Here is an 11,764-nt window from a genome sequence, read left to right on the forward strand (position 1 = left end):
CATAGAGTCATGGATGCCGATCCGCCCCGAAAACCGCTGGCTGTACCCGATCGACTGGCCGCTGCTGTCGGACCAGATCCGGTTCGTGCGGGCAGGAGGGCGCTGCGAACGCTGCCGGCGACCGCATCTTCGGCACGTCGCGCATCTGGGCGATGGGCGCTGGTGGGATAGCGAAGCGCGATGCTGGCGATCGGGAGAGGGGCGACGGGTGAAGGTCGGCGACCTCTTCGCGCTCGACGTCGTGCGGATCACCTATGTCGTGCTGGCCTGCGCGCATCTGGATCATGATCCTGGCAATAGCGCGCCGCGCAATCTCGCCGCGCTATGCCAGCGATGTCACATGCTCCACGATGCCGAGGAGCATCGCTGGCAACGCTGGTGGAATGCGTTTCGGCTGCGCGCGCTGCAGGATCTTTACGAAGATCCGCGACACGCTCGCGCGCGAGAACGACGGCGCGGCTAACTCGCGACTGACTGGCAAGCCTTAGCTGCGAAAAAGCCACGTCAGTCTCTGCAAGAACGATGCCGGAAATCTGCTAAGCCATTGATTTAACATAAGATATATTATCGAACAAAACAGGTGTAAGCGCTAAGTACAAATGGCACCATCCCGCTAGATAGAAATGGCACTCTGCGGTGCTATCGGCGGGTCGCCGGTGTCATAGCCGTTCTCGGCAACGAGGACGCGCATTGTATGACGGTGCTGGCGATGAGTGCTGCTGAGATCACCCGGTTCGACACGCTGATGCGGCTTGACCGCGGCGAGATCCGGGTCGCGGACGCGATGGAGCTGCTCGGCCTTGCGAGGCGGCAGGTGTACCGGTTGCTGGGTCGCCTTCGACAGGACGGCGCGGGCGGCCTGGTGTCGCGCAAGCGAGGACGTCCGAGCAACCGACGCTACAGCGACGCTTTCCGCGCCGAGGTGGCCACGCTGGTGCGCGAGCATTACGCCGACTTCGGACCGACGCTGGCGCGCGAGTACCTCGCCGAGCGCCATGGCATCGGCCTGTCGTGCGAGACCCTGCGGCGCATCATGCTGGAGGCCGGGCTGTGGCAGGACCGTGCGGCCAAGCGCCCTCGCCCGTACCAGCCCCGCTACCGGCGCGACTGCCGCGGCGAGCTCGTCCAGGTCGACGGCTCCAAGCATTGGTGGTTCGAGGGCCGCGGTCCGCAATGCACGCTCCTGGTCTTCATCGACGATGCCACCAGCGAGCTTATGCACGTCGAGATGGTAGAGAGCGAGAGCACCTTCTCCTACATGCGCGCCACACGGACGTACCTGGAGCGGCACGGCAAGCCGGTCGCCTTCTACACCGACAAGCACAGCGCCTTCCGCAACAACACGGCCTCGGCGAAGGGCGACGGCATGACCCACCTCGGCCGTGCGCTGGACCGGCTCAACATCGAGCTAATCTGCGCGAACTCGCCGCAGGCGAAGGGACGCGTCGAGCGGGTCACTGCGACGCTGCAGGACCGTCTGGTCAAGGCGATGCGGCTACAGCGCATCTCCACCATCGACCAAGCCAACGCCTTCCTCCCCTCCTACATGGCGCAGCACAATCGTCGGTTCGCCAAGGCACCGTTCGACCCGCGCGATCTACACCGGCCGCTGGCCATCCACGAAGACCTGGAAGCGGAGCTGGTCTGGCGCGAGCAGCGGACCGTCACCGGCGCCCTCACCTTGCACTACAACAAGGCCCTGTTCATCCTTGAGCCCTCCCCTGCGTCGCAGGCACTCGCGCGCAAGAAGGTGGACGTGTGCGAGTACCCCGATGGCCGCCTCGAGATCCAGCACGAGGGCACGGTCCTGCCCTATCGCATGTTCGACAAGATGCGCCGGGTGAACCAGGCTGCTGTGGTCGACAACAAGCATCTCGACGCGGCGCTGGCGCTTGCCCGCACCATCCAGCAGGCTCAGCCGCACCACGCTAAACGGAACAACAACGAGCCGGCGCGCACCGCACAGCCTGTTGGCCTGTTCAAGGCGCCCTGCCCGGCCCCATCCGGCCCAAAGCTGGACCGTCGCACGCTCGGTAATCAACGGCTCAAGCGTGGTCCACGCCTCTCCAATGAGGAGCTGGTTGCGCGCGGCCTGGGCGAGTACGCCCGCTAGCGTCCGAAGCCGGCCACACGTTGCCGTTCATGATCTCCGATCCGTTTTCAATTGCGGACGTCGGGAAAGGCGGGTGGTCGCAACTGGGCGGCGTTATACCCTATATCGGCTCGATGAAGATTACCTTTGATGCGCGGCTCGCCGGTCTGCCGGTCCGGACCGCGGACGATGTGCGCCTCGGCGACTCCGCGAGCTACGACGGCCTGATCAAGGTGTATCTAGGGCATGGCAAGGTCGGGAGCCTGCTACTGCCGCAGCAGGTCTTCGTCGCGCTGGGCGGACTGCGTTTCTACCAGCCCAGCTTCTTCGGACCGTCGACCATGACCTTCGACATCGAGCCCGGCGTACATCGTGCGACGTTCAACGTGGACGTCGGCGATCCGCGCACCACGCGGGCGGCGCGCCTGATGGTCGCGATCCGTTCGGACGGACTAGTTCACCGCTACGCCGACGGCGCGCAGCTCTACCGGTGCCGGATCCTTGCACCTCGCCGGCTGCTGCAGCACGCCACCGGTCGCGCCTTTCCACGCCAGGACGGCGACTTCGACCTCCAGCTGTTCCACGTCACGAACCCCGTGGCCTTTCGCGCCATCCAGAAGAGTCGGGAAATCTGGGGGTCTCAGTGGAACCTGCAGGGCACCCGCAGACTCGCCAACGTCGCCTATGCATACCTCACCAGCCTGGACACCGTGCGCAGCGAGGAGGATCTGCGCCGCATTGCCATGTCGTCGGGCGGTTCGATCGGCTTCCAGACGACCTCGTATATGGCTCGCGAGGAGGTGCTCGATCTCCAGGTCTATCGAGAGAGCACGACCGGCCGCACGGCGTCGCTGGCCGTGCAAGTTCCCACCGCCGCTCTGGCGCCCCCGCATCTCCTGCTCCACCCGCCCGTCGCGGGGCCAGCCTACTACGAGGTAGTGGGGCCGGAAATCTTCCGGGTCGGACTGCGTCCGGGCGCCGTCGTGTCGCTGGAGGAGGGGAAGGCCGTAGTAGCATCAGGCGACGAGCGTCGCTTCACCTATCTGGTGCTCGGCGACCCTTCCACGGTCGCTGGTCTGGCCGCACCGTACGACGAGGCCGACGTCGAAGGCGTGATGCACCTGCAGCAGTTCGGCGCTGACGACGACCCCTTCGGCTTCTGGCAGGCGAACGCGAACCGCGACCTGATGACGGGCCGGAAGTTCGACGCGCGCAGTTTTCAGCCGATTTGAGCGTTCGCACGCTGTCATAGGACAGAGCGGAAATCTCACCGCGCAAGCGAGCACCTTTGACAAAGCGTCGCCAGGTCGATCATGACGGTTTCTTGGGGGAGTGCTGGTGGCTAACAGTTTCTACGAACGACCGATTCTCAACTCGCCCTACGCGCCGCCGTACCTCTACCATCGGCTCGACGACACAGGGCAGCCGATTGAAGGGCAGCCGATCAAGGGTCGGCGCCCGTCCAAGTTCATCGTGCCGGTGCCCGCGTCACGGAAGAAGGCTTCCGCCACACAGGCGTCACTCGATTTAGAGACCTACACCGAGAACGCGAAGATTAACGAAATTCGCGGCTACGTCGATGCGTGGCGTGGCGTTCCCAACCCGGCCGATTGGGGCGTCACCCCGGCCAGCCAGCGGCTGCTGGAGCATTGGCGGCGGCCGAAGGAGCAATGGGCCGGACCCCGCCCCTTCTTCTGCCAGATCGAGGCGGTCGAGACGATGATCTGGCTGACCGAGGTGGCGCCCCGCAGGGCGGCGACACGAGGCCTGCTGGATCAGATCGCAAAGGACAACGAAGAGGCCAATCCGGCGCTGTTCCGGCTTGCCATGAAGATGGCGACGGGTAGCGGCAAGACGACTGTCATGGCGATGCTGATCGCTTGGCAGGCGATCAACGCAGGCCGCAAAGAAACCAAAGATTTTTCGCGTGCTTTTCTGATCGTCGCGCCCGGCATCACGATCAAGGACCGGCTTCGGGTTCTACAGCCGAGCGAACCGGGCAACTACTACGACACACGCGAGCTCGTGCCGCCCGAAATGCTGCCGGAGATCCGGCGGGCCGAGATCGTCATTACCAACTATCACAGTTTCCAGCACCGCGAGACGCTGGCCATGCCGAAGGCGGCCCGCAGCTTCCTCCAGGGCAATGATCCCGAGCCGGTCCGAACAATAGAAACCGACGCGCAGATGCTGAACCGGGCGTGCGGCAAGCTGCTGCGCTTCGAGCGCGTCAACGTCATCAACGACGAGGCGCACCATTGCTACCGCCACAAGGTTGGTGGTGATGCCGAGGGCACGCTGACCGGCGACGAGAAGAAGGAAGCCGAGCAGAATGAGGAGGCCGCCCGGCTCTGGATCAACGGGATCGAGGCGCTCGACCGTCAGCTTAGGAAGGGCAAGCGCACCGGCGGCGTGCGCGCGGTCTACGACCTCTCCGCCACCCCCTTTTTCCTGCGCGGCTCCGGCTATCAGGAGGGAACGCTTTTCCCTTGGGTGGTGTCGGACTTCAGCCTGATAGACGCGATCGAGAGCGGCATCGTCAAGCTACCGCGCGTGCCCGTTACTGACAACCTCGTCCAAACCGACACGGTCGTTTACCGCGATCTCTGGAAGCACATCGGCAAGTCGATGCCTAAATCGACCGCCAGTGCGAACAAGTTGAGCCCGTTCGATCTCAACCCGCTGCTGCTGACGGCCTTGAACTCGCTTTACAGTCACTATGCCAGCGAGTTCGACCGTTGGCAGAAGGTCGGTATCGGCGTGCCGCCGGTTTTCATCGTCGTCTGCCAGAACACCGCCATCTCCAAGCTGGTGTTCGAATGGATCGCAGGCTTTGAGCGTGGCGATGCCGAGGCGGGCGAACGAGCGGCCTTCCACGCCGGCCACCTCGAACTTTTCCGCAACTACGATGAGCATGGCGGGCGTCTGCCGCGCCCGCGCACCTTGCTCATCGACTCACGTCAGCTCGAGGCTGGCGAGGCACTCGACAAGAGCTTCAAGGAAGCTGCCTCGGCCGAGATCGAGCAGTTTAAGCGCGAGCTAGCCGCCCGCGAGGGTGCGGCCGCGGTCAAGGGCGACATCAATGAGGGCGACCTGCTGCGTGAAGTGATGAACACCGTCGGGCGCCCCGGTCGACTCGGCGAGCAGATCCGGTGCGTCGTGTCCGTGTCCATGCTGACCGAAGGCTGGGACACCAACACTGTGACGCACATCCTGGGCGTCCGCGCCTTCGGCACACAGCTGCTGTGTGAGCAGGTGGTAGGCCGTGGCTTGCGCCGGCAGTCATACGAGCTCAACGCTGAGGGCCTTTTCGACGTCGAATATGCTGACATCATGGGCATTCCATTCGACTTCGCCCGATCTCCTCAAAAGGTAGATCCAAAGCCGCCTAAGCCTGTCACCCGCGTCCATGCGATCGCTGAACGCGCCGATCTTGAGATCCGCTTCCCGCGAGTAAGCGGCTATCGGCGCGAGCTGCCGTCCGAGCGGCTTAACGCAGAGTTCAGCGAGGACAGCCGGCTTGTCATCACGCCCGAGGACATCGGACCGACGTCGGTCACGATGGAGGGCATTGTTGGCGCCGGCGTCACTATTACGCCCGAGGTGCTGGCCGCCCTGCGCCCGTCGGAGATCAGCTTTAACCTCGCCAAGCACCTCCTCTACACACACTTCCGCGACCAGGACGGTTTTCCCAAGCAGCACCTGTTCCCGCAGATCCAACGGCTCGCCCGTAGATGGATTGACGAGGGTTATCTTGTCGCCAAGGGCGTGCCGATCGGCGCGATCCTGTATCAAGAGCAGTTGACTCGCGCGGCCGAGAAGATTGACATCGCCTGCACACGCGGTGGTGGCGGGCACGTCGTCGCCATCCTCGACCCCTACAATCCCAGTGGCTCAACCCGGCACGTCAACTTCATCACGTCTAAGGAATGCTGGAAGACGGGTGCGCAGCCGCCGCGATCCCAGATCAGTCATGTAGTAAAGGACTCAAGCTGGGAAATTGCGTTGGCGCAGGCGCTGGAGGGTCACTCCCGTGTGCTCGCCTATGCCAAGAACCAGGCTCTCGGCTTCGAGATCCCGTATCTCGATGGCGGTGCCATGCGGCGCTACCTGCCCGACTTCCTGGTCCGCCTAGATGCCGGGGAAGGCGTCGAACCGCTCAACCTCGTGCTGGAGATGAAAGGCCAGCGTGACGAGAGCGACAAAGCCAAGGCACAGACCGCGCGCGACATGTGGGTGCCGGGTGTCAACGCGCTCGGCGGATACGGGCGTTGGGCATTCGCCGAGTTCACCGACCCCTACACGACCGAGAACGAGTTCGCCGGGCTGGTCGCGAAGCTGGTCGACGGGGTAACCGCATGACGGAGCCGGTCTTCGCGGCGCTCGCGGACGTGCCCTTGCGTGACGCCTGGGCCCATGAGGCTCACAGGTTCACGCCGTGGCTCGCGGCCAATCTCGACCGGCTGGCCGAGGTCATCGGCATCCCGCTAGAACTGACCGGCATCGAGATACGCGTCGGCACCTTCAGCGCCGATATCCTTGCCCGCAACGCCGCAGACGACAGCGTTGTGCTGGTTGAGAACCAGCTGGAGGGATCGGATCACACCCATCTCGGCCAGATCATGACCTATTTGGCTGGACTGGAGGCACAGACGATGGTGTGGGTCGCGCCGACGTTCCGCGACGAGCACCTGTCAGCAATTCGTTGGCTGAACGAGCACACAGTCGACCCGTTCGCCTTCTTTGCCGTGCGCGTCCGCGTCGTCCGCATCGCCGATTCACCCTACGCGCCCCTGTTCGAGGTAATCGAGCGGCCGAACAACTGGGATCGGCAGGTCTCGGAGAAGAAGCGCGCCATCGAGGGCGACCTGACCGAGCTAGGCCAGCATCGGCGTGCGTTCTGGACCCACGTGTGCGCGCGCCACCGCCGCTTCGGCAAGCCGGACGCGGCAAGCTCGCACTGGGCCGATCTGCCAGGGACCGACGCTGTGGTGGTGCAATACCTTTCCAAGAACGGTGTGGGCGTCTTCGTGCGACCGCGACGGGGCCGGTCTATGGAGCAGCTGGCAGGCGAGCTCCAGCCTAACCTCCAGCAACTCGCGGATGAGCTGGGCGCGCGGGCTGGCGGGGACGACAGCTTTCTCTCGCAATCGCTAAAGGCGGACTCGCACGATCCGGCACAATGGGACCGCCTGGCTGACTGGCTGGATGATCGCACCACTGCCTACCATACGGCCTTTGCCCGACTTGGCGGGAACCAGACGTGATGCCAGACAGAAAACCCTATTCAGCGACCAATCAGAACCTTGCGGATCACGGCCTTGCACCGGCACTACGCTGGCTCATCCCCGTGGCCCTTGATGGTTCGACGATGACCTATGGTGAGTTGAAGCACCGCTTGGAAAGCGAAGCCGGCTTCTCGACGGTGTTCACCACAAGGATCGGCTTCGTGGCTGGTGAACTCATGAACCTTATCCAAGAGGTCGAGCCAACCGCGCCGCTCATCAACGTGCTCGTCGTCAATCAAGACGATGGCCAGCCTAGTAAGGGCGCGGGATCATTCATGGCGCAACGGTTTGGTGAAATGCGCCTGAACCGCGATGATGCTAAAACCGCGCATCCGAAATTGTGGCAGCGCTATTTCAATCGTGCTGCCGATGAGGTCTATCAAGTCACTGAAGCCGAGTGGGCACAATTGTTTGAGCGGGTGTTCGGCGAGCCGCTCACGCCCGATCAGATTGAACGGAGCCGTGATAAGCGGCAAGATGGGACCGAGCGCGACGGCATCAAGACCGGACGGAATTACGGACCCGGCGGAGAAGGTCCCTTCCATGAAGCGCTTCGACTTTGGGTGCGAGACAATCCCGCCGCCCTGCACCGATCGTTTCACGATGTCACCGCCAAGACCGAGGTTGATTTGGACTCCGGCGATCGGGTGGACGTAGTCTACAAATGCCCTGACCGCACCATCGTCATCGAGGTCAAGTCTCGCATCTCTAATGAAGCCGACCTGCGGCGTGGTGTCTTCCAGTGCGTGAAATATCGCGCTGTGCGGCAGGCTATGGACGTGCGGGACGAACCCACCGTCGAGGCATGGCTGGTGACAGAAGCAAAGCTGCCAGGGCGTATCGCGGCCTTGCTGAAGCTGCACGATATACGCCATTTCCAGGCTCCAGTGGAGCGGGACTGATGGCGCGTAAACCCGGCACCCCCAAGCAGGTCGACGCGCTGCGCCACGGCGATGCGTCGCGGCGCAACATCCCGACGGCGGAACTGCAGTCCTTCTTCCTGCGCGAGGAGGACACGCACCCGCTGCCGCCCAAGCACTATCCCCGCGCCCGGCCACTGGCCGAGGGCGAGACACGAACCGAAGAGGAAGTCAGCGTGCCCGAAATCATCTGGAACGGGGCGCGGATCACGATCACCGAGGCGCAGCAGGCCGAGCTGGCCAAGTCCGGCACGCTGACGCTGTCCGACGCGCAGCTCGTCTGGCGCGGCAAGGACCGGCAGGACTGGTCCGACCTCGTCGTCAACGTGCCGCCGCTCTATATCCAGGAGAAGATCCACCCCAAGGCAATCATCGACGACTTGAAGCGCCGGACAGCGCAGGCGCGTGAGAAAACCACCGACGCGCCCGACCTGTTCGCCGACTTCAATGGCATCGAGCCCCACCAGCGCGCCGAATTCTACCAGCACGACCAGCACTGGTCGAACCGCATGATCCTGGGCGACAGCCTGCAGGTGATGGCCAGCTTGTCCGAGCGCGAGAGCCTGAAGGGCAAGGTGCAGTGCATCTATTTCGACCCGCCCTACGGCATCAAATTCAACTCGAACTGGCAGGTCAGCACCCAGTCGCGCGACGTGAAGGACGGCAAGCAAACCGATATAAGCCGCGAACCCGAACAAGTGAAGGCGTTCCGCGACACCTGGAAGGACGGCATTCACAGCTACCTGACCTACCTGCGCGACCGCCTGACCGCGATGCGCGACCTTCTGACAGAAAGCGGGTCGGTCTTCGTGCAGATCGGCGACGAGAATGTTCATCGCGTGCGCGCTCTGATGGACGAGGTTTTCGGCGCTGATAATGCCATAGCCGAGATCGTCGTTGAGAAAACCTCTGGCGCCAGCATGCGCTACTTGGACAATGTAGCAGACTACGTTCTTTGGTATGCGCGACGCGCGGACGCCCTCAAGTATCGCCCCCAATTCGAGGAGAAGAACTTCTCTAATTTTGCGTTCGAGTATAAGTTTGTACAGGATGACGCTGGATATCGCCACAACGCCGCCCGTGTAGGTACCGGCGAAGGACGCATCTACGCAGTCAAGCCTTTAACATCTCAGACCAACGCATCGACGACCCTTTACGACTACAAATTCCGAGATCGCGTGTTCAAGTCAGGCGTTCGCCAGTGGGCGACACCACGAACAGGTCTTGATCGGCTCGTGCGCGCCAACCGTGTCGAAGCCAGAGCATCCTCGATTGGCTTTGTTCGCTTCTTTGACGATTACCCAGTTGTTCCCCGGAGCAATATTTGGACAGATACCGGGACTGGTAGTTTCACTGACGCCAAGGTTTACATCGTGCAGACGTCCGCGAAGGTTATTCAGCGCTGCATCCTGATGGCCACCGATCCAGGTGATCTTGTGCTTGATCCTACCTGCGGCTCGGGCACGACCGCCTATGTCGCCGAGCAATGGGGCCGGCGCTGGATCACGATGGACACAAGTCGGGTCGCGCTGGCGCTCGCCCGCACGCGGCTAATGGCGGCGCGCTATCCCTGGTATCTGCTCGCCGACAGCCGCGAGGGCCGGGTCAAGGAAGCCGCGCTCACCCATACGCTGCCGCCGGAAACGCCGGTGCACGACGATATTCGCCAAGGCTTCGTCTATGAGCGCGTGCCGCACATCACGCTCAAGTCGATCGCCAATAATCCGCTGATCGACGACATCTGGGAGAAGTGGCAGGGGGTGCTCGAACCACTGCGCGTCAATCTCAACGTCACTTCGGGCGAGTCATGGGCGGAGTGGCAGATACCGCGCGAGCTGCCCGCCACATCGCCGACCGCTGCCGCCGAACCGCTTGAGAAATGGTGGGAAGCGCGCATCGCACGCCAGCGCGAAATTGACGCCAGCATAGCCGCGCGCGCCGACGTCGAATACCTCTACGACAAGCCGTACACTGATCCCGCCCGCGTCCGCGTAGCCGGGCCGTTCACGGTCGAAAGCCTGTCCCCGCACCGCGTCCTACCCGCCAGCGAGGACGAACTGATCGAGACCATTGACGCCGCCGACGGCGCGCGTTCCGCTGCCGACGCCGACCTCGCAGGTCAGGACTTCGCTGCCATCGTGATCGACTATCTCAAGGCGGAGGGCGTGAAGCAGCAGGCTAAAGGCGACCGCATCACCTTCGAAAGTATTGCCCCTTGGCCTGGCGACTTCATCGGCGCCAGCGCCACTTTCATTGAGGGTGAGAACGGACCCGAGCGCCGCGCCGCAATCCTGATCGGGCCTGAATATGGTACCGTCGGCCGGCAGGATCTGGTCGCGGCCGCGCGAGAGGCGGTCGACGCGCGCTTCGACCTGCTGATCGCCTGCGCCTTCAACTTTGATGCGCATTCGTCCGAGCTCGACAAGCTCGGCAGCCTCACCATCCTAAAGGCGCGCATCAATCCCGACATGCATATGTCGGACGAGCTGAAGAACACCGGCCGCGGCAACATGTTCGTTGTCTTCGGGGAGCCCGACGTCGAGGTGCTGGACGATGGCGGCCCCTGCATCCGCGTGAAGGTGAACGGGGTTGACGTGTTCGATCCCAACACCGGCGACATCCGCTCTAGCGACACCAAGGGCATCGCCGCCTGGTTCATCGACACCGACTATGACGAAGAAAGCTTTTTCGTCCGCCACGCCTACTTTTTGGGCGCCAACGACCCTTACAAGAGCCTAAAGACCGCCCTCCAGGCCGAGATCGACGAGGATGCGTGGGCCACGCTGTATTCGGACACCTCGCGCCCCTTCGACCGCCCGACCGGCGGCCGCAAGGTGGCGGTGAAGGTCATCAACCACTTCGGCGACGAAGTGATGAAGGTGCTAGGGGTGTAAGAAGAGACATGGTCGATCCGACGGCAGACGTGGCTTTGCTGACGCCCGTGCCACAGCAACATCTTGAAAGTGGGCTTAAGCGCTGCGCCGAGACCGGCTTTGTCGCGTTCGGCACTGACAGTGGCATGGTCCTGAGTAAGTTCCGGCTAGCTGTCGACGCCGATCATCCGGCCGACATTCTCTTCTATGCGTCGGAGACGTCGAAGGCCGGGCCGGCTTCCGCAACCTACCGCGGCCGCTTCGCCGGGTATGACGGTGCAATCGCTGGACGAGCGAAGAAGGCGTGGGCTCAGCACCGGCCGCCGACGACCGAGCACGACGGTGCATGGCAAAGTTTCTACCTCGTGAGCGATCTGCAGAAGCTAGAGATCGCAGTCCCGCTTTCGTCGCTCACCAAGCATGGCAACAAGGGCAAAATAGCTAAGGCGTTTGTGCCGCTCGGCCCGTTGATCATCGAAACGCCATTTTGATGAACACTCTTATGATGTGAGGTTTGTAGGTGGGCAAAGGGGGATACCACGGGGGATCGAGTTTGGTCGGCTGGGGCGCGGGAGCGTTCTCTGGCCGCGG

General features: G+C 63.1%; 8 protein-coding genes. All 8 read left to right on the forward strand.

Going from position 1 to position 11,764, the window contains the following annotated elements; genetic code table 11:
- Nucleotides 1–13 precede the first annotated feature (13 nt).
- The 8 genes from GGR88_RS14020 to GGR88_RS14055 all read left to right on the forward strand — a co-directional run bounded on the left by GGR88_RS14020 (nucleotide 14) and on the right by GGR88_RS14055 (nucleotide 11,664).
- Complete coding sequence (locus tag GGR88_RS14020; protein WP_007406364.1) at nucleotides 14–463, forward strand: hypothetical protein; 450 nt, start codon at nucleotides 14–16, stop codon at nucleotides 461–463.
- Nucleotides 464–694: 231 nt separating this feature from the next.
- Nucleotides 695–2,113, forward strand: coding sequence for an ISNCY family transposase (locus GGR88_RS14025; protein WP_167956296.1), 1,419 nt, complete (start codon nucleotides 695–697; stop codon nucleotides 2,111–2,113).
- A 29-nt stretch (nucleotides 2,114–2,142) separates the two neighbouring features.
- Entirely contained in the window at nucleotides 2,143–3,324 is a 1,182-nt protein-coding gene (locus tag GGR88_RS14030) for a hypothetical protein (RefSeq protein WP_167956298.1), read from the forward strand.
- 106 nt (nucleotides 3,325–3,430) lie between these two features.
- Complete coding sequence (locus tag GGR88_RS14035) at nucleotides 3,431–6,454, forward strand: BPTD_3080 family restriction endonuclease (protein WP_167956300.1); 3,024 nt, start codon at nucleotides 3,431–3,433, stop codon at nucleotides 6,452–6,454.
- A complete protein-coding gene (locus tag GGR88_RS14040; RefSeq protein WP_167956302.1) occupies nucleotides 6,451–7,359 on the forward strand; it encodes a DUF4268 domain-containing protein in 909 nt (302 codons plus the stop codon). The genes GGR88_RS14035 and GGR88_RS14040 overlap by 4 nt, the downstream gene beginning before the upstream one ends.
- A 104-nt stretch (nucleotides 7,360–7,463) precedes the next feature.
- Nucleotides 7,464–8,282 carry a hypothetical protein gene (locus tag GGR88_RS14045; protein WP_167956304.1) on the forward strand — a complete coding sequence of 273 codons (819 nt, stop codon included), beginning with the start codon at nucleotides 7,464–7,466 and terminating at the stop codon, nucleotides 8,280–8,282.
- Nucleotides 8,282–11,194 carry a site-specific DNA-methyltransferase gene (locus GGR88_RS14050; RefSeq protein WP_167956306.1) on the forward strand — a complete coding sequence of 971 codons (2,913 nt, stop codon included), beginning with the start codon at nucleotides 8,282–8,284 and terminating at the stop codon, nucleotides 11,192–11,194. Before GGR88_RS14045 ends, GGR88_RS14050 begins: the two co-directional genes overlap by 1 nt.
- Before the next feature lie 8 nt (nucleotides 11,195–11,202).
- Nucleotides 11,203–11,664, forward strand: coding sequence for a hypothetical protein (locus GGR88_RS14055; protein WP_167956308.1), 462 nt, complete (start codon nucleotides 11,203–11,205; stop codon nucleotides 11,662–11,664).
- Nucleotides 11,665–11,764: the final 100 nt, after the last annotated feature.

It is taken from the genome of Sphingomonas jejuensis (assembly GCF_011927695.1).
GTDB lineage: Bacteria > Pseudomonadota > Alphaproteobacteria > Sphingomonadales > Sphingomonadaceae > Sphingomonas_K > Sphingomonas_K jejuensis.

Excerpts from the sequence above, each read along its gene's own strand:
- GGR88_RS14020 (WP_007406364.1), top strand. The coding sequence starts at position 14 with ATGCCGATCCGCCCCGAAAACCGCTGGCTGTACCCGATCGACTGGCCG.
- GGR88_RS14025 (WP_167956296.1), top strand. The coding sequence starts at position 695 with ATGACGGTGCTGGCGATGAGTGCTGCTGAGATCACCCGGTTCGACACG.
- GGR88_RS14030 (WP_167956298.1), top strand. The coding sequence starts at position 2,143 with ATGATCTCCGATCCGTTTTCAATTGCGGACGTCGGGAAAGGCGGGTGG.
- GGR88_RS14040 (WP_167956302.1), top strand. The coding sequence starts at position 6,451 with ATGACGGAGCCGGTCTTCGCGGCGCTCGCGGACGTGCCCTTGCGTGAC.
- GGR88_RS14045 (WP_167956304.1), top strand. The coding sequence starts at position 7,464 with ATGACCTATGGTGAGTTGAAGCACCGCTTGGAAAGCGAAGCCGGCTTC.
- GGR88_RS14050 (WP_167956306.1), top strand. The coding sequence starts at position 8,282 with ATGGCGCGTAAACCCGGCACCCCCAAGCAGGTCGACGCGCTGCGCCAC.
- GGR88_RS14055 (WP_167956308.1), top strand. The coding sequence starts at position 11,203 with ATGGTCGATCCGACGGCAGACGTGGCTTTGCTGACGCCCGTGCCACAG.